This is a genomic window from Paenibacillus sp. FSL H8-0048 (assembly GCF_038002825.1).
GTDB lineage: Bacteria > Bacillota > Bacilli > Paenibacillales > Paenibacillaceae > Paenibacillus_AQ.
The window spans coordinates 6,812,079-6,832,505 of the sequence record NZ_JBBODF010000001.1; the positions used below are offsets into that span (position 1 = coordinate 6,812,079).

Here is a 20,427-nt window from a genome sequence, read left to right on the forward strand (position 1 = left end):
AATCAATCTATAACCCGGACTTGGATAAATAGGACAAAAAGGAGAGCTTGATATGGCAAAGAAGGCATTGATTGTAAAAGGTGGATGGGACGGGCATGAACCGAATGAGGTAGCGGCAATTTTTGCAGATATCCTTACGAACGAAGGCTTCGAGGTTGAAGTCTCTGATACGCTGGACAGCTTCAATAATGCGGAGGCGCTGAAGGCGCTGAACCTGATTGTACCGGTGTGGACCATGGGCGAAATCAAGGGGGAGCAGTGCTCGGCAGTTCTGGCGGCTGTGGCTTCCGGCGTAGGTATCGCAGGCTGTCACGGCGGGATGTGCGACTCCTTCCGTACTAATACGGAATGGCAATTTTTGACCGGATCGCAATGGGTGGCACATCCCTTCAATGATGGGGTGGATTATGAAGTGAATATCGTGAAATCCGGCTCCAGCCCGATTGTGGAAGGTATGCAGGACTTCATGGTGAAGTCGGAGCAGTATTATCTGCATGTGGATCCGGCGGTGAATGTACTGGCTACCACCACTTTTGTGATGAGTGAAGGGGAGCATTCGGCCAATGGTGTGATCACGATGCCGGTGGTCTATACGAAGAAATGGGGCCAGGGCAAGGTATTCTATAACGCGCTTGGACATCATGCGGATGTGTTCGATATTCCGGAGGCCAAGGAACTGATGCGCCGGGGCTTCTTGTGGGCAGCCAAATAAATGAAGGACAAGGTGGGAAACAGCGTGCGTAAAGTGAAAATCGGGATTGTCGGCTGCGGAAATATCAGCAGTATTTATTTTGAGAATTTGACCGGAACCTTCAAGAATACGGAGGTCTACGCCTGTTCGGATCTGAATCTGGAGCGGGCGCAGCAGGCTGCAGAGCAGTACGGGGTTCCGAATGTATGGACGACAGCGGAGCTGCTGGCTTCGGAGGAGATTGAGATTGTCGTGAATCTGACCACGCCGAATTACCACTTCGAGGTGTGTAAGCTGGCGCTGCTGTCAGGCAAGCATGTCTATGTGGAGAAGCCGCTGTCATTATCGCTTGAGCACGGGACTGAGCTGGTTGAATTGGCTAAGGAAAAAGGATTGTTCATCGGCTGCGCGCCGGACACCTTCCTCGGAGCGGGCCTGCAGACCTGTGCGAAGCTGATCGCAGACGGCTATATCGGAGAGCCGGTAGCGGCGACAGCCTTCATGCTCTGCCACGGGCATGAGAGCTGGCACCCGGACCCTGAGTTCTATTACCAGGCCGGCGGCGGCCCGATGTTCGATATGGGACCGTATTATCTGACGGCTCTGGTATCCTTGCTGGGTCCGGCAGCTACGGTATGCGGCATGACCAAAACCTCGTTCCCTACCCGGACGATCACCAGTGAGAAGAAGTTCGGCAAGGTAGTTGAGGTTGAAGTCCCTACGCATGTGGCCGGAACGATTCAGTTCGCCAGCGGTGCTGTCGCCACGATGATTACCAGCTTCGATGTCTGGCACAGCACACTGCCGCGCATTGAGATCTACGGCTCGCTGGGCACTTTGATTGTGCCGGACCCGAACACCTTCGGCGGCCCGATCCTCCTGCGTCCGGCGCATAGCGCAGAGTTCAAGGAGATTCCGGTGGTGCACAGCTATGAAGGCAACAGCCGGGGCATTGGCGTGGCTGATATGGCCCGCTGCATCGAGACAGGTGAGACCCCGCGCGCTAACGGCGAGCTGGCGAACCATGTGCTGGAGATCATGCACGCCTTCCACACCAGCTCCGATTCGAAGCGTTATGCCGAGCTGACCACCACCTGCGACCAGCCGAAGCCGCTGGCTCCGGGACTGATTAAGGGATATTTGGAGTAGCGAATAGTAGCTAAGCATAGCGAAAAGCAGCGCGAATAAGCGATGAAGCGAAGAGTGTAAAGATAATAGGAATTCAACAGGCAGCGTTCTGTCCCCGGTTGCGGGGAGGGGCGCTGTTTTTTTGTGAGGTGGAGTGGAGGAGACTCGGCGTGAAGGTACGTGGACCGAATGTATGCGGAAAACCGAACACAATGTGCAGGTTGGGGTGGGCGAGGGGCAAATGTATGCGGAAAACCGAACACAATTTGCAGGTAGGGGGTACGTGAGCCGAATGTATGTGAAAAACAGCATACATCGTGTCCGCAAGCAGGCACATGGGCCTAATGTATATCAAAAACAGCATACATAGTTCCGCAAGCAGGCACCCGGCCCGAATGTATGTCAAAAACAGCATACATCGTGTCCGCAAGCAGGCACATGGGCCTAATGTATATCAAAAACAGCATACATAGTTCCGCAAGCAGGCACCCGGCCCGAATGCATGTCAAAAATAGCATACATTGTGCCCGCATGCAGGCACCCGGCCCGAATGTATGTGAAAAACAGCATACATCGTGTCCGCAAGCAGGCACATGGGCCTAATGTATCCGTTGGTGCGGGAGCATCCTCCTCAACTAATCAGGCTCCCTTCTGTTTGAACTTGTATATACAGGTGTAATGTATGTCAACAAATTCTTCATGGAGGTGCTTCATGTGAATCAAGAGAGTCAAGCCCGGCCAACGGAATGGTGGCGGCGGTCTACGGTGTATCAGGTATATCCGAAGAGCTTCAAGGATACGACAGGGAGCGGAACCGGTGATATCAGAGGACTGACGGAGAAGCTGGATTATTTGCAGGAGCTGGGGATTGACATTGTCTGGCTCCAGCCGGTCTATGTCTCGCCCGGACATGATAACGGTTACGATGTGGCGGATTATGAGCGGATCAACCCGGAATTCGGTACGATGGAGGACTTCGACGAACTCGTAGCGGAGCTGCACCGGCGCGAAATGAAGCTGATGACAGACATCGTAGTCAACCATACCTCGACAGAGCATGAGTGGTTCAAGCAGGCGATCTCCAGCCGGGATAATCATTACCGCAATTATTATATCTGGAAGGACCCGGCTCCGGGCGGGGGAGTACCAAACAATTGGCAGTCGAAGTTCGGGGGTCCCGCCTGGCAATTCGACGAGGCGTCAGGCCAATATTACCTTACTCTGTTCGACAAGACACAGGCGGATCTGAATTGGGAGAACGAAGAGGTCCGCAGCGCGGTGAACCGGATGATGCTGTTCTGGGCCCGCAAGGGTGTGGATGGATTTCGGATGGATGTTATCAACCTGATCTCCAAGGACCAGCGCTTTCCGGATGATGACGGGAGTGTGCCGCCGGGCGACGGGCGGAAGTATTACACAGACGGCCCGCGGGTCCACGAATACATCCGGGCGATGTACGATGAGGTGTTTGGCCCGCATGAGCTGGTCACGGTGGGCGAGATGTCCTCTACCACACTTGAGCAGTGCATCCGTTATTCTAGTCCCGAGCGGCGGGAATTCTCAATGACCTTCAACTTCCATCATCTGAAGGTGGATTATCCGAACGGCCGGAAGTGGGAGCTGATGCCTTACGATTTCGAAGCGCTTAAGCGGCTGTTCAGCGAGTGGCAGACCGGGATGCAGGAGGGCGGGGGCTGGAACGCTTTATTTTTCAACAATCACGATCAGCCTCGCGCACTCTCCCGGTTCACTGACGACACTAAGTACCGCGAGGAGAGTGCCAAGCTGCTGGCGACTACACTGCACGGATTACAGGGTACACCCTATGTCTATCAGGGAGAAGAGATCGGGATGCCGAATCCCAAATGGCGGGGGATTGAAGAATTCCGCGATATTGAGTCGCTGAATATGTACCGGATTCTGTGTGAGCAGGGAGCAAGCCCCGGAGAGGCGCTCGCGATTCTGCAGGAACGTTCAAGGGACAACTCCCGGACGCCGATGCAGTGGGATGAGGGCGCGAATGCAGGCTTCACCACCGGAACGCCTTGGCTAAAAGTGGATGAAAGGTACCCGGACATCAATGTGCGTCAGGCGCTGGCGCAGCCGGATTCGATCTTCCATCACTACCGCAAGCTGATCGCTCTGCGCAAATCGCACGCTATTTTTGCGGACGGAATATACCGCAGGCTGGACGAAGGACATCCCGAGGTGTTCGCTTATGCGCGGACCGGAGATCATGAAGCGCTTGTTGTGGTCTCGAACTTCAGCAGCAAAGAGATTACCTTCCGGCTCCCGGAGGATCACTGGGCAGACTTAAGTGCTAAGGGGAAGGATAAGCTCCTGCTTGGCAATACCGGAGAACATCCTGCACTGACGCAAGAGCTTCAGCTTCTGCCATACGCTTCATACCTGTGGCTAATCAGCCAGGACTAGAGGAGACCCGAATTGCAGGAATGTACTTCAGACTTATCCCCATGTTCACAAGTTGAAATCGGATAGGCTACCAGGCATTCATTAACTATGCGAGGAGTGACAATATGGCTATAGACCGCAAAAATATTGAAGAGATCGTCCAGGCGGTGGGTGGCAAGGAGAACATTGAGGTAGCTACGCATTGTGTGACGCGCCTGAGGTTCTCGCTCTATGACGAGAGTAAGGTGGACGCGGCGGCGCTGGACCGCAATGATCTGGTGAAGGGACAATTCTCTTCCCAAGGGCAATTCCAGATTGTCATCGGACCGGGGACGGTAGATAAAGTATATGATGAGATGATTAAGCTGACCGGCGGCGCCCGTTCCTCCAAGGATGACGTGAAATCGGCTGCCGCCCGCAACCTGAATCCGCTTCAGCGGATCATCAAGACACTGGCCGATATCTTCATTCCCATTCTTCCGGCCATCGTCACTGCGGGTCTGCTGCTTGGAATCAACAACATTCTAACCGGCCCGGGGATCTTCTTCAGCGATTCGCTGGTGGATGTCTATCCGCAGTGGAAGGATATTGCTGCTATCATTAATACGATTGCCAGTACGGCATTTACATTCTTACCCGCACTGATCGGGTGGGCGGCAGTGACCCGCTTCGGCGGCAGTCCTTTGCTCGGGATTGTGCTGGGTCTGATTCTGGTTCACCCGGATTTATTAAGTGCTTACGGGTATGCGGAAGCTTCAACGAACGGGACGGTTCCAACCTGGAACCTGTTCGGCTGGCATCTGGAGCGGATCGGCTACCAGGGGCAGGTGCTGCCGGTTCTGGTATCGGCTTATATTCTGTCCGCAATTGAGAAATTTCTGGATAAGCGGGTCCATGATTCCATTAAGCTGCTGGTCGTTGCGCCGGTGACGCTGCTCATTACAGGCTTCCTGGCCTTCACCATCATCGGTCCGGTTACGTTCGGCATTGCGAATGCCATCACCTCCGGTCTGGTGTATATCTTCGATCATTTCGCCATCCTTGGCGGCCTGATCTATGGCGGCTTTTATTCGCTGCTCGTCATTACAGGCATGCATCACACGTTCCTGGCCGTGGACGTCCAGCTAATCGGCAGCGAGAAAAGCACCTTCCTCTGGCCAATGCTGGCGCTCTCCAATATTGCCCAAGGTGCGGCCGCACTGGCGATGATGTTCGTGATTAAAGAACAGAAGACTAAGGGGCTGGCGGTGACCTCATCCGTCTCGGCCTTCCTAGGAGTTACCGAGCCGGCCATCTTCGGGGTGAATATCCGCTACCGCTATCCGTTCATCTTCGGAATGATCGGCTCCGCGATAGGCGGGGTGCTGCTCACATTGAATCAGGTCCGGGCCACTTCCATCGGGGTAGGAGGGATACCGGGCTTCCTGTCGATCTTCCCTAACCAGTGGGGCGTATTCTTCATCGGGATGGCGATTGTCCTGATCGTGCCGTTTGCGGCCACTGTACTGTATGGCCGGGCGGTTGCACAGCGTGCACTGAACAAAGCGCAAGCAACAGCAGGCGTAGCAGCAGCCGATTCTTCTGTTACAGCCCCTGAGCTAAGCAGGCGCAGTTCCGTACAAGGCTCGCAGGAGCCGGAGCCGGTGAATATCCTGGAGCTGGCGTCACCGCTTAACGGAACAGCGGTACCGCTGGAGCAGGTTCCTGATCCCGCTTTTGCTGAGCGGCAGATGGGGGATGGGATTGCGATTGAACCTTCCGAAGGCAAGGTCTATGCTCCCTTTGATGCTACGGTAGCCCACGTGATCAAGAGTAAGCACGCGCTGATTCTGGAGCATGCCAGCGGAGTCCAGGTGCTGATCCATGTCGGAATTAACACCGTGTCGCTCAAAGGCGAAGGGTTCACCACAACGAAGCAGGTCGGCGATAAGGTCCGGGCTGGCGAGCTTCTGCTGGAATTCGATATGGAGGCCATCCGTGCCGCCGGGTATCCTTTAATTACTCCAATTATCATCCCTGCCGGGCAGGAGATGGTGGAACGGATCGAGGAACAGAGCGGACCGGCCACGGCGAAGCAGACCCGTATTCTAACCGTTCATCTTAAGGGTTGACCCGTGCGGATCAGACATGCAATATAAGGAATGTAGGACAGCCCTGCGGGGCTGTTTTTCTACCATTAAGGGCGGTGATGTTCGATGAGAGAGAATATATTTGTGCAGATCTATACGGAATACAGCAGCCTAATCCAGTCCGGCCAGCTCACACCCGGGACCAAGCTGCCCTCTGAGAGTGAGCTGGCTGAGGCTTATAACACTTCGCGGGAGACGGTGCGCAAGGCGCTGAATCTTTTGTACCGCGAGGGCTATATTAACAAAATCAAAGGCAGGGGCTCGTTCGTGCTGGATATGACGCGGATGGATTTCCCCGTAACCGGACTGATCTCATTTCAGGAGCTGACCGGGACACTCGGGGTTCCCTCACGGACACTGGTAGAAGAGACAGTCCTGGAGCCGGCAGGCTCCCTGCTCTCCCGGCATCTGCGCATTGCTGAAGAGACTCCGGTGTGGAAGGTGGTTCGTGCCAGAGAGATCGAAGCCGAGCGGATTATTCTGGATAAGGATTATTTCCGGTCCGATATCGTTCCCTTTCTCAGCAAGGAGATCGCAGCAGGCTCTATTTTTGAATACCTTGAGTCTGAACTGGGTCTGAAGATCAGTTATGCCAAAAAGCTGATCTCCGTTGAGCCCGTGACCGGGGAGGATCAGCGTCTGCTGGACCTGAAGCAATACCAGCATATTGTTGTGGTGCGGAACTATGTGTATCTGGAGAATACTGTGCTGTTCCAATACACCGAATCCCGGCACCGGCTGGACAAGTTTCAGTTTGTGGATTTTGCGAGACGGGTTAGGCGGTGAACGGTCAGGTCAGGAACAGATCAGACAATTAATTTAAAATTTCATTAATTATAGATGTCTATCCGGCAGTTAAGCTATACTATTAATAATACTGGTAAAATTATCAGTTATATTCATACTTGATACAAATAGTCAAACTCGATCATAGGAGTGGCTTAGGTGTACACTGCCGTAATTTTGGAAGATGAGATTCCTGCACTGGATTTGCTGGAGGTGCTGGTCAGCCGTCATGAGAGCTTCACGATATCCGGTACGTTCACCAATCCTGCCGAGGCGCTGCAACAGCTGCCGGAGCTGCAGCCGGATATTATTTTTCTGGATGTAGAGATGCCGCAGATGAACGGACTGGAGCTTGCCCATCGAATTCGTGAGGTGTCGGAGCAGGCGCATATTGTGTTTACGACAGGTCATGCGCATTATGCGCTGGAAGCCTTCGATGTTCAGGCCTTGGATTACATTGTCAAGCCTGTTACCCCGAAAGCGATTGAGCGGGTGTACGGCCGTATAGCCAGACAGCAATCTTCCCGGAGAACGCCGGGGCGGCAGGCAGCTGCTTCTAATATAGAAGCCCAAGCCCCGGTAGTTACGGGATTTGGACGGTTGGAGGTGCGTAACCAAGAGCAACAGCTGCTCCAATTCCCTACGCGGATCTCGGAGGAACTCTTCGCCTATCTGCTCTGTCATCCTAACCGTGAGGTGGATAAATGGAAGCTGTCGGAGCTGCTCTGGCCGGATATGGATGGAGAGCGGGTTCTTCGCAATCTGCACACAGCTATCTATAGGGTGAAAAGAGTCATGGAAGCAGCAGCCCTCCCCATGAGAATCAAGAAGACCCCGGAGGGCTATACGCTGGATACCGGTTCATTCGTCTACGACGTTATGCAATATCAGCAGGCGGGACAGATGCTGACAGGTCCGCGTCTGGAGGCAGAGCAGCTGGAGAAGCTCTTTGGCCTCTACCGGGGACCTTTGTTCCAGGGGAAGCCATATGTATGGAAGATTTCCCTGGAAGAGAAATACCGTCTGATCTATGAGAAGCTCAGTCTCCGGCTGATTGGCGAGGCGGTATCAGGTGGTTCCCTTCAGGCAGCGGAGGACCGGTTCTATGCCTGTCTGTTGGCCGATCCGCAGAATGAGGAGTTTTACCGCCAGCTGCTGCAGCTTTTTCCGGCTGAAGACCAGCACCGGCGCATGCAGCAGATGTATACCCGGCTTAAGGAAGGCTATTCCTGACCGCAGCGAATATAAATCAACATAAGGCAGAGCGTTCACGTGTACTCGTGTGCTCTGCTTCTTTTTTTGACTTTTTGTCCAATTTACCGACATTTTTCGATCATTTGTGAGAATTTTGTGAGAATGATTTGGTTTTATAGAGATAAACATGCAAGTTAACCTACTAGAATGGAGTGAGACAATGAAGCTTAAGAAGCTGCTGGCGCTGGTCATGGTGCCCACTATGCTGTTGTCTATGTTCCCGGCAGCACCTGAATCAGCGTATGCAGATACAGCGGATTGGAGTGCCCGTGCCGCTTACGGCGGGGAAGGCGGAACAGAGCTTTTCCTGGGAGGCAAGTTCATTGAACTGGGCATAAGTAACTGGGGGAATTTCGGTACGATGGGCAATAAGCCCGCTAACTTCCGCGGCACGAATTCAAGACCGAATCTGGGGATGAGTGCCGACCATGACGGCTATGGGACAGGTAAAGACCTGCCGGTCGATTATTATCTGCCGGGCACACCGGAAGAACGCTTCGCGGTAGGATACCAGAGCGAGGGAAATACATATGCGAAGTCCAATTCAGCTCTGATGAACGCCCACGATATGCCTACTAGAGTTGTAAATACCTCGCAGACGAATAAAGGGACTCTAAGTGCGACTACGGTATCCACTTGGGCTGGCGCAATGGAGATTAAGCAAGTGATCAGCTTCAAAGAGGATCAGAAGTTCTACCGCAATGAGGTAACTATCACCAACCTGACGGGTAAAAAATGGGACGGGGCGCGGTATATGCGTACCATGGACCCGGATAACACAGTGGATCAGGGAGGAGCCTTTGTCACTTCCAATATGGTGACTCACACTATCGAAGAGGATGGTGCCGCTGTAGTTAGAGCGAATACCACCGGAGATAATGATCCGCTCTACAAGGCCTTCAATTCAAGAGCGCCGATCTTCTTCTACTCCAGCAATCCGCGGGCGAAGGCCTCTGTCTTCGGGTTCAGCAACAGCAACCCTTATGCAGAAGCCGCTTATGACATCCCGGCGGCCAAGGACAAGGAAGTTGTAGCGGACACAGGAATTACCATCACCTGGGATTCAGGTGCGATGGCTGCCCGTGAGAGCAAGAAATTCACCTATTATACAAGTCTGGACGAGAGGGATTTCAGTGAGGTCATCTCGGAAATCGAGCTGGATGAGGAAGACAGTACAGATCTGACGGAGGCTAAGGCTAATGATGGAACGGTTACCGGCAATCAGATGGTCAACATTGTCGGGGCCACCCTTGCAGATCCTATTGATGTGAGCCACATCCGTGTTAATAATCTGCCGGAAGGACTTGATTTTGACGTGACCCGGCTGAGTGATACCGAGCTTAACTTCACGCTGAAGGGTGCTGCCGCTAATCACGGCAAGGATGCGACTACGAACGATCTGTCCGTTACGGTCGATAAGGAGAATCTAATCGGGAACGCCTCCGGTCTGACGACCAAGACCTTCAGTGTAACCTTCAGAGACCCTGCGGTGCTCAGTCTGAATAAAGGCATTGTATCTGAAGCAGTCTACGGCTCAGGTGAGGTTACTGAGACGCTCGGTGTGAAGCTTACAGGCGGTAAATTCGCCGCACCAATTAATGCAGCCGATGTACAGGTGCATGGCCTGCCTGCCGGTCTCGGCACGAGCGTGACCAGAGTCTCCGACACCGAGCTGGAGCTCAAATTCACTGGTTCAGCAACAGTGACCAGCGATGTCTACGGCGCTTATGTAACCGTGGCATCCGGCAAGCTGACAGGAGCACCGGCAGAGCTGAGCTCGAACACCTTCAAATTCGACTTCATGGACAAAGAGCCTTATCTGGTGGTCAAGTCACCGCTGCTCTATGAGTCTGAGCTGAATGACGGCTCGATTGAGGGAGCCCTTGTACTGGAGCTGAAGAACGGTTCCTTCGACGATTCAGTGATCGAGGCCATTGAAGCGGTGAATTGGCCGCCGGGCTTGACGCCGGGTAAGGTTACCGTGGACAGTCCGAATCAGATTACGGTAGCTTTTGCCGGACAGGCAGCCAGCCATAAGTCCGCTGACAGCGTGGACAGGGCAGCAGTTACGGTGGCAGGAATTCCGTCAGGAACCTTCGCCATCCTCTTCCGCTCGCCTCCGGCAGCAATTGCGGTGTCTCCTGAAGTGATTCACGATGCTGGCGACGGGACAGCGGCAGAGAAGCTGACGGTTACCCTGCGTAATGGTGTATTCACCGAAGAGGTTACCGGTGGCGTTAACATCAACAATCTGCCGGAAGGTCTGGATTACAAGGTGGTCCGGATCAGCGACACTGTGCTGGAGATCCAGATCACCGGAGAAGCAGCCGGCAAGCTTGAGGCCTCGGCCTTTGCTTCAGTGACTGTAGATCCGTCCGTCATTGTAGACGGCGTCAAACCGGTGACCTCGAATAACTTTGACCTGCAGCTTCCGGGCACAGTCTCTCTGGTGAACCGCGATGCAGCAGCCATCACCTGGGACACTATCCGGCAAGAGAATGTGGTGCAGAAGTCTGTTGTGTCAGAGCTGCTTTTACCGGAGACAGGTGCTCTCGGCAGCACGATTACCTGGACCTCCAGCAACGAGGCCGTTATTGGGCCGGACGGAACGGTAACACGCCCTGTATTTGCAGAGGGGGATCAGGAGGTTACTTTGACTGCAGTGCTGAAGAACGGAGATTCTGAACAGATCAAGACCTTCGTACTGGTAGTCAAAAAACAAGCCGGCACCGACAAACAATCGGTAACCGAAGATACAGACCTGCTGACTTGGGATACGATCCGCGAAGAGAATGTCAGCCAGGAATCAGTAACTTCCGATGTATACTTGCCGGTGGCCGGCGAGAATGGCAGCAGCATCGAATGGACTTCTTCAGATGAAGGGGTCATTACGAAGGATGGCAAGCTTCAGGCGCCTGCCTACCTGGATGGCGACCGTACTGTTACCTTGACGGCGGTTATCACCAAGGGTGATGTAACAGAAACGAAAGAATTCGTACTCACCGCAGTCAAGCATCCGCTGACGGATGAAGAGTCTGTGAAGGAGAGCCTCGAAGCGCTGACCTGGGACATGATCAGGGCAGGCAATGAGACACCGGAGCAGGTGAAGACGAAGCTGGACTTGATGACACAAGGCCGCTATGACAGCGCGATTACCTGGACCTCCACGGAGCCGTCCGTAGTGGGTACAGACGGTACAGTGAACCGTCCCGGCTCGGGTATTGGGGACCGTAAGGTGATCCTTACTGCAACCATTACTAAAGGCAATGTCACCGTGACCAAAGAATTCGCTGTAACGGTCAAGGAGAAGCGTGAAGGCCTTGATGCTCAGCTTGATGAAGCTGCCCAGCTCCTGGCTATCGGGTATCAAGGACAGGATACCGCGAAGAGCGTAACGCAAGCGATCACACTGATCTCGAAGGGGTACTACGATTCCGACGTCGTATGGACAAGCCACCGCAGCGATATTGTCAGCAGCGCAGGCGAAGTGCAGCGTCCGCTGAAGGATACAGTAGTCCGGCTGACGGCGCGTGTGGCGAAGGAAGGTTTTTTCCGGGAGAAGGATTTCTACATTACTGTTAAAGGAACCAGCCCGGTCAATCTTCCTCAGGATGAATTGAATATTGCCATCACTTATGCTCCGGGAGATTCAGAGGAGTCGGTGACCCGGAATCTGTTCCTGCCGAAGACAGGAGAGACCGGATCGGTGCTGACCTGGACCTCCAGCAATCCGGATGTTGTTACGAATACCGGACGGGTTAAGCGGCCGGGACCGGATGAACAGGATGTGACAGTAAAGCTTAGCGTGAAGCTGGCCGACCCTGACCGTCCGGGCGAGACCCTGGTTAAGACCTTTACGATTGTTGTCAAAAAGCTCAGTGACCAGGAAGCCGCAGAGGATGCGGCAAGAAGCACCGGAATCAACACGGCGGCCACCTTCGCTCCCGGGGATACGTGGGAGAGTGTCACCGAAGCCTTCGTACTGCTGCAAACCGGCAAATACGATACGAAGATTACCTGGGCTTCGAGTGAAGTTTCGGTCATCGCTGTCCAGCAGAATGCGGACCAGGCCAAGGGCAATGTAACTCTTCCGGTCCAGGATACGAATGTCATTCTGACCGCAACCTTCACCCGGGGCGGCAAGAGTGCAGTGAAGAATTATCTGCTGATCGTTAAGGCACAAGGCGTGACCAAGGAAGGCACTGTCCGTCAGCCGACCTCCAGACAGGCTGGCTTGTCTACTCCGAATGATGGAAGTCCGCTTCAGCAGGGCGTAACGATTCTTAGAACGAATCTGTCAAACGGAACGAAGATCGATACGATTGTGATTGATGAGAATGAAATGTATAACCTGGTGGAAGGCGTGAATCCAAATGACCCGGATGCAGCCAACCGGAAGGTAACCATTAATCATGTGGATGATTCCGCAGCACAGGCGGATGAGATTGCAGTGGAGATTCCTTCCGGCGCGGTATCGGTTCTGGCCGGACGCAAGGCTTCACTGGATATTGTCACAGCACTGGGTTCCATCCGTCTGGATGCAGCCAGCCTGGAGCAGCTCGAAGCAACTGCTACAGACCTGTACTTCCGGGTTGTACCGGTGCAGGATATGCTGGAGCAGCTCAAGGTTCAGAGCAATGCGATCCTAAGCGGTGTCTCCAAGCTGGCGCTGACCAGCGACAAGACGCTTCAGACGCTTGGAGCGCCAAGAGAGATTGAAGCCAACTACAGCAAGATCAATACCAAGATTCTGCTGCCGCTGTATGAAATCGCAGGCGACATTCCGCTGCAAAGCTCAGGGGCGCGTGATGCCTTCCTGAACAGCTTGCGGGTATACGTTGAACACAGCGACGGCGAAATTGCCGTCTACACTCCAGAGATCGTGTACAATACCAGCGGTGAGCCTGTAGCGCTGGAGATTCAGATTAACAAGTTCAGCACCTTCCAGATTGTGCGGATTACAGATAAGAGTCCTGAGCCTGCGCCGGCCGCAACACCTAAGCCGACAGCTACACCGGCTCCGCAAGCAACCGGTACTGGCGTTCCGGCACGCAGCGAAGAGCTTACTGCCGGCAGCCTGAAGGAATTGCAGAACAAAGGCGGCGAGATTGTCGTTGAGTCTGATCTGGGTACAGCGAGTCTGGCTGCCGCAGGTCTGAATCTGGCAGAGATCAGCAAGCAGTTCGGTCTTACGAATGTGAATACAGATGACATCGTCATCTATACTGAACTGGCCGCATCTGCTCCTGGAAGCCTGGACGCTTTCAAGCTTGCTGCCGGCAAGCAGAATGTACAGCCCGGCAGCCTTCTTGCGAACTTCTCCGTTAAGGCGAAGTACCAGGGGCAGACTGTGACAATAAACAACCACGGCTGGGTGAAATATACGCTGCCGGTTCCGGCAGATATGAAGATTACGACCGGTGTACTCTACCGGGATGGTAAAATCTATCACCAGCCTACCTATGTAACCATTAAAGACGGACGTTATTACGCTACGATTAACAGCCTGGAGAACGGCGATTTCGGTCTGATCTGGAATCCGCTGGAATTCCTGGATGTGGCGAAGCACTGGAGCAAGGCGGATGTGAATGACATGGGCTCAAGACTCGTGGCCAGCGGCACGAAGCCAGAAGTCTTTGAACCGCAGCGGAATATCACCCGGGCTGAATTCACAGCGATGCTGGCCAGAGCGCTCGGTATTGTCACCCATGATGAGCGGCTGGTTACATTCAGCGATGTCTCCGCAGGCGGATGGTATGGGCTGGAGCTTCAGGTTGCGACCCGGAACGGCCTGATCACCGGCTATCCGGACGGAACCTTCAGACCGGACAATAACATCTCCAGACAGGAAGCGATGGCAATTGTCAGCAGAGCGATTAGTATTACAGAGCTGAAGTCTTCGCGCAGCGAAGAGCAGGCTCAGCAGCTGCTGAAGTCCTTCACCGATTCTGCATCCGTAGCGGGCTGGGCGATTGCTAATGTGAAACAGAATCTATCAGCGGGCATTATTCTGGGCAGAGACGAGCAGCGTCTTGCACCTAAAGAGAATATTACGCGTGCCGAGGCATCGGCGGCGATCCGCAGACTGCTGATTCAATCCAATCTGATTAATCCGTAAGTATAAGCATCGCATAAGTACTATATGAGCAAGATTAAGGTCGTCCCTCATGTCAGACTCATGGCTGGGGGGCGGCTTTTTGCTGTGCGGAGAAGGTCTGTTATTAAAAATCCGCAAAAAATGACCATTCGCTCAAGCAAAATGGCGAGCAAACGGTGTTTATTTCCAGTAGAATCGGTGAGAGGCGGAAGTTGTACATTTTTTCGGGGGAAATCCTTTAGTCTGCGCATAGGAAAGCTTAATCCGGGCTTGTACAATAACACTAGCGATTGTAAACGCTTGCTTTCATTCCAGAGGAGGGTATGATGCATTCCATGAACGTGCGGAATCCCGTGATTGCCGGGTATTATCCGGACCCCAGTGTGGTCCGTGTGAATGAAGATTTTTATCTGATTAACAGTACCTTTGAATATTTTCCGGGTGTGCCTATCTTCCATAGCAGGGATCTGACCGGCTGGACCCCGATAGGGCATGTGCTGACCCGCCAGTCCCAGCTGGATCTGCGGACCACCAAGAGCTCGTCAGGCATCTACGCCGCTACCATCCGCTATCATGCCGGGCGTTTCTACATGATTACTACAGATGTCAGAGGCATCGGCAATTTCTATGTGACTGCGGACAAGCCCGAGGGTCCCTGGTCTGATCCGATTCTGCTGCCGCACGGAGGCATTGATCCGTCTCTGTTCTTCGATGATGACGGGCGCGCCTATGTCACGGTACAGAATGGTGCAGGGTATGAATCGCATATTATTCAGTACGAGATTGATCCGTTGTCCGGCGAAGTACTGTCGGAGCCGGTCAACATCTGGAGCGGGGATGACGGCCCATGGGTCGAAGGTCCGCATCTGTACAAGATCAAGGGCGTCTACTATCTGATGACCGCCTCCGGCGGCACGGCGGGTGATCACCGGGAGATTATTGCCCGCAGCAGCCACCCATACGGCCCGTTCGAGGACAAGCCGGAGCCGATCCTGACCCACCGGGGACTGAAGAACCATCCGGTTCAATGCCTTGGGCATGCCGATCTGGTAGAGGATACATCCGGTCAGTGGTGGGCGGTCTTCCTGGGCATGCGTCCTGTAGATGGCCGGTATTCCCCGCTGGGCCGGGAGACCTTCCTGGCTCCGGTCACCTGGACAGAGGACGGCTGGCCGATGATTGACAATAATGAAGGCACCGTTATAGCCGCTGACGAGTCCAGCCTGGAGGACCAGGTGCGGCGCTTTACGCCAGAGGACGGCTTCGGGCCGGAGTGGGCCTTCCTCCGCGCTTATGAAGCGGAGCGTTATTCCTGGACCGAGCGCACAGGAAGCCTCGCTATGCGCGGGAATGCTTACACGCTGGACGATGAAGCACCGGCTGTGTTCGCATGCCTACGCCAGCAGCATCACCGGATGGAGCTGGGCATGAGCCTTGACTTCACACCGGTGATCGAAGGCGAGCATGCCGGACTGGCCGCGCGGCTCAATAACCGGGGCTATCTCTTCTGGGGACTGGCCTTGCGCAGCGGCCGCCGGGTGATGGAGCTTGTAGTGAAGAACGGTGAGGAGCGGCAGGTTCACCAGTACGAGGTAAGCGGTCAAGGTCCCGTTCAGCTTCGTCTGCGCTGTGATGGTCATTACTACCACTGCTCCTATTCGGCAGACGGGGTCTCCTGGCATGAAGTACCGGAGACAGTTCATGTATCGGTCCTGTCTCCGGAAGTCAACGGCGGCTTCACTGGTGTCTGCCTTGGTGTACATGCCTCGGGCAACGGCACTGAGGATGCCAGCCCTGCTTATTATGAAGGATTCTATTATTCCAATATCAAAGGAGATGCCTTATGAATCAGCAACAACCCCCTAAGCCTAATCAACCGATTGTAACTCACATCTATACCGCGGACCCGTCCGCCCATGTCTATGAAGGCAAAATCTATATCTATCCTTCCCACGATCTGGATCATGACGAGCCGAGCAATGATAACGGCGACCAGTACAAGATGGAAGATTATCATGTCCTCTCGATGGACAGCTTCGATTCCCCGGTAGTCGATCATGGTGAAGCGCTGCATCTGAGAGATATTCCCTGGGCTTCCAAGCAGCTCTGGGCACCGGATGCCGCTTATAAGAACAACACTTACTATCTGTTCTTCCCGGCCCGTGACCATGACGGCATCTTCCGCCTGGGAGTGGCTACGTCGGAGTCCCCGGCAGGCCCGTTCACGCCGCAGCCGAATTATATGGAAGGCAGCTTCAGTATTGACCCGGCCGTGCTGGTGGATGACGACAACCAGTCGTATATCTACTTCGGCGGACTCTGGGGCGGCCAGCTGGAGAAGTGGCAGACCGGCAGCTTCGTAGCGGATGCGGAAGGACCGGCGCTGGACCAGCCTGCACTTGGACCGCAGGTTGCTCTGCTTAGCGACGACATGCTGTCCTTCCAGGGCAAGCCTGCCGAGATCTCCATTGTCGATGAAGACGGGAATCCGATCCTCGCTGGAGATGAAGAGCGCAGATATTTTGAAGGCCCATGGATGCACAAATATAACGGCGATTACTACCTGTCTTACTCTACAGGAACCACGCATAAGCTCGTGTATGCGGTCGGCAAGAACCCGATGGGACCGTTCACGTTCAAGGGCGAGATTCTCTCTCCCGTTATTGGCTGGACAACTCACCACTCCATCGTGCAGGTTGAAGACAAATGGTATCTGTTCTACCACGACAGCTCCCTGTCCGAAGGCGTCAACCATAAGCGCTGCGTGAAGTACACCGAGCTGAAGTACAACGCCGACGGAACGATCCAGAAGATCAATCCTTATCCGGATGCGGAGTAAGCTGGCGGATAGATTAGCAGAGCAGATAAGGATAATAGATGAGGCGTAAAATGAGGCAGCTCCTGACGGGGCTGCTTTTTTGGCGTGGCAAGGGTGCGTGTGGGCGGAATGTGTGCGAAAAACCGACTACATTTGACAGGCACGGGGTGTGTGAGCCGAATGTAATCGGAAAACCGATTACATTTTGCACGTGCAGGTAGCGTCAAGAAGTTTGTGTAAGAGAGTAGAAGTACCTCCCCGGGGTTACGGGTTGGGGTGTAGTGTTTCTGGGGGGAGGGGGAACCCCGACCCCCAGAAACTGGATTTCTCTGCTATGTCTCTTCCGGTGTGGGCAAAGAGGGATAGCGTGTTTCGAATAGCTCTTTTAGCTTCTTTTTAACGGCATCCATGCCAAAGCCTTGGGCGACCCGCCCTGCATGACGTTCATTGTATTCCAGCATCTCCAGGTACACGATTTTCTCTGCCGCATCCATGTTCGTCAGACTGTTCATCGGTTTCAGACGCTTGCGGATTTCCTTGTTCATCCGTTCGATGGGGTTCGACGTGTAGATCGCTTTACGGATCGATTCCGGATACTTGTAGAACGTCAGGAGTGTGGATAACTGTTCCTCCCAGGACCTCATTTCCTTCGGATATAGCTTGTTCCACTTCGCTTTGACCGTATCAAAGTTAGCCCGGGCTACCACTTCATCCGGTGCGGTATATACGGTTTTCAACGCTTCAAGGACATCAGTTTTGTGCTCCATCCGGATTTTAGGGAACGTGGCCCGCACTTTGTGCACTACGCAATGCTGTACATCTGCCTGAGGATAGGTCTCTTTAAACGCCGCATCCAGCCCCGGTAGTCCGTCAAACACACCCAGCAGGACTTCCTGCGCTCCGCGGTCGTACAGGTCTTTGAGTACCTCCCGCCAGCCATTCGAACTCTCTTGGCCGCCCACGTAAAACCCGAGAATTTGACGCTGTCCCTCCTCGTCAATCCCCATCGCAAAGTAGACCACTTCGCCACGGACCGTGCCCCGTTTCAGCTTCACGTACAGCCCATCCAAGTAGATCACGGAGTACCGTTTGCTCAGGGGCCGTTTCTGCCACTGGTGGATATCGTCCAGCACCGTAGCCGTAATATTGCTGACCGTGGTGGGGGAGTAGTGGCTGCCAAACATACTTTCAATGAACCGGGCCACATCCCGCGTGCCCATGCCCGATTTATACATTTGGATGACAGCCTCTTCTAACCATCCGTCCCGCCGCTGATACGGCTCAAACATCTGCGTTTGGAAAAGGCTTTGGCGGTCCCAGGGCACCTGAAGATCCTCGATATGGCCGTATTTCGTGTGTAAGTCTCGCGTATAATAGCCGTTACGACTATTACTGGCACCCGCTTCTTCACTGTCCATAAACCCCTGGATTTCGGCGCGCAACAGGCGTTCCATGTTGTCTTTCACAAAATCTTTAACAAGTTTTTCAAATAGATTATTCAGAGAACTTTCGGGTAAAATATTCATTGGTAGGGTTCCTCCTTGGTGGTTTCGCAATCCCGAGGATACCCTACTTTTTTGGTGTCTGACTAGACTCCAAATCTTGGTACACAACTTACTTTACGCCATCCACGTGCAGAGTATGTCGGCCAAATGTAGTCGAAAAACCGATTACAATGTGGAGGTACGGGTGCGTGAGCCGAATATAGTCGGAAAACCGATTACATTTTGCACGTGAAGAGTATGTCGGGTGAATATGGTCGAAAAACCGATTACAATGTGCAGGCACGGGGTGTGTGAGCCGAATGTAATCGGAAAACCGATTACAATGTGCAGGCTTGGGGTGGGTGGGCCGAATGTAATCGAAAAACCGATTACAATGTGGAGGTACGGGTGTGTGGGCCAAATATGGTCGAAAAACCGATTACAATGTGGAGGTACGGGTGCGTGAGCCGAATGTAGTCGGAAAACCGATTACATTTTGCACGTGAAGAGTATGTCGGGTGAATATGGTCGAAAAACCGATCACAATGTGCTGGAGCAGGGTGTGTGAGCCAAATATGGTCGAAAAACCGATTACAATGTGCAGGCACGGGGTGTGTGAGCCGAATGCGGTGCGACCCCCTTATCCCGGAGTCCTCCGTATCAAATCGGTACTTGTCGTAGCTATGCTCTTTATTTCGCTTTTTCTCTCGGCCAGAAGAAGCGGGAGCGGTCTTCTAGAGTCAGGACCCACTCCGCAAAGGTAGCTGGCGGCATGTTCCGAAGGCTCGTATGCATTCTGCGATTGTTGTAAAAGTCCATGTACCGGTCCACGGCTTCATAGGCCTCTTCGAAGGTGTCGAAGGCCTCTTTTCGGAACAAATCCCGGTCGATATTGCTGTGGAACGATTCAATAAAAGCATTTAAATCTGGCGTTCGAGGCGGAATGCGTTCATGGGTCATTTCCCAGCTTTCACACATGTCGCCAAACAGGTGGCTGACGAACTGTGGGCCGTTGTCGGTGCGGATCACCGGGCGTGCGCTGCCAGGGGCGCAGTGTTGCTCCATGGCGCGTCCCAGCGTTTGGCAGGCGTGCTTGGCCTCACATGACGCTCCGCGGTGGTAGCCGACGATGACACGGGTAAACACATCGATAATACTCAGGACAAAGAAATGCCGGTCCCGGCCCGCCACGTACCCATACTTAATGTCCATCTGCCAGAGCTGGCCTGCTCCGGTAATGACCCGGTTCTCCGGCAGCTTCCGGGGATGCTTAAAGCGTTTGTGGCGCTGCGGCTGCAGGATATCCAGCGCCTGGCACAGCCGGTAGCTTTTCTTGTGATTGAGCCTCAGCCCGCGCTGGTTCCACAAGCACTTGGCCAGCAGTTTGTATCCGTACACATGCTCTTCTCCAGCGATTAATTCCAGCAGCCATTCCTGGATTTCCTCGTCGCTAATCTTCTCTCCAGACTCGGTCAGGGAGTAGCCGGGTACGGGTCTTCCGCGTCCCTGAGGTACGGCCTGTGCCTCCTGCTTCTTGCGTTTCTTACGGTCGTAATACGTAGACTCTGCGAGCCCCACGAGACGGAGTACCAACGCTGCGGTATTCCCCTGCTTAATGAACATGTCGG

General features: G+C 53.9%; 11 protein-coding genes. 9 read left to right on the forward strand and 2 right to left on the reverse strand.

The annotated features are described in order from the left end of the window. Positions 1–52 precede the first annotated feature (52 nt). From NSU18_RS29515 to NSU18_RS29555, 9 genes are all read left to right on the forward strand, one after another. Entirely contained in the window at positions 53–712 is a 660-nt protein-coding gene (locus tag NSU18_RS29515) for a ThuA domain-containing protein (protein ID WP_341017837.1), read from the forward strand. A gap of 24 nt (positions 713–736) precedes the next feature. Next, complete coding sequence (locus tag NSU18_RS29520) at positions 737–1,840, forward strand: Gfo/Idh/MocA family protein (protein ID WP_341150743.1); 1,104 nt, start codon at positions 737–739, stop codon at positions 1,838–1,840. A gap of 678 nt (positions 1,841–2,518) precedes the next feature. Further along, complete coding sequence (gene treC / locus NSU18_RS29525; protein WP_445321879.1) at positions 2,519–4,252, forward strand: alpha,alpha-phosphotrehalase; 1,734 nt, start codon at positions 2,519–2,521, stop codon at positions 4,250–4,252. A 104-nt stretch (positions 4,253–4,356) separates the two neighbouring features. Further along, the gene (gene treP, locus NSU18_RS29530) at positions 4,357–6,342 is read left to right on the forward strand and encodes a PTS system trehalose-specific EIIBC component (RefSeq protein WP_341150745.1); all 1,986 of its coding nucleotides are present in this window, start codon (positions 4,357–4,359) and stop codon (positions 6,340–6,342) included. A gap of 84 nt (positions 6,343–6,426) precedes the next feature. Then, a complete protein-coding gene (treR, locus tag NSU18_RS29535; RefSeq protein ID WP_341150746.1) occupies positions 6,427–7,146 on the forward strand; it encodes a trehalose operon repressor in 720 nt (239 codons plus the stop codon). Between the two features lie 159 nt (positions 7,147–7,305). Continuing rightward, positions 7,306–8,379 (forward strand): response regulator, encoded by a 1,074-nt coding sequence (locus tag NSU18_RS29540; protein ID WP_341017842.1) that lies wholly within the window; start codon positions 7,306–7,308, stop codon positions 8,377–8,379. Positions 8,380–8,560: 181 nt separating this feature from the next. Then, on the forward strand, positions 8,561–14,518 hold the full coding sequence (locus NSU18_RS29545; RefSeq protein WP_341150747.1) for an S-layer homology domain-containing protein: 5,958 nt from the start codon (positions 8,561–8,563) through the stop codon (positions 14,516–14,518). Between the two features lie 314 nt (positions 14,519–14,832). After that, complete coding sequence (locus NSU18_RS29550; protein WP_341150748.1) at positions 14,833–16,344, forward strand: glycoside hydrolase family 43 protein; 1,512 nt, start codon at positions 14,833–14,835, stop codon at positions 16,342–16,344. Continuing rightward, positions 16,341–17,336, forward strand: a complete 996-nt coding sequence (locus NSU18_RS29555; protein ID WP_341150749.1) for a glycoside hydrolase family 43 protein — start codon at positions 16,341–16,343, stop codon at positions 17,334–17,336. The genes NSU18_RS29550 and NSU18_RS29555 overlap by 4 nt, the downstream gene beginning before the upstream one ends. 311 nt (positions 17,337–17,647) lie before the next feature. Here the strand turns inward: NSU18_RS29555 and NSU18_RS29560 are convergent, their stop codons facing one another. Next, positions 17,648–18,841 (reverse strand): IS256 family transposase, encoded by a 1,194-nt coding sequence (locus NSU18_RS29560; RefSeq protein ID WP_341150750.1) that lies wholly within the window; start codon positions 18,839–18,841, stop codon positions 17,648–17,650. A gap of 648 nt (positions 18,842–19,489) precedes the next feature. Beyond that, complete coding sequence (locus tag NSU18_RS29565) at positions 19,490–20,422, reverse strand: IS3 family transposase (protein WP_341149175.1); 933 nt, start codon at positions 20,420–20,422, stop codon at positions 19,490–19,492. Positions 20,423–20,427 lie beyond the last annotated feature (5 nt).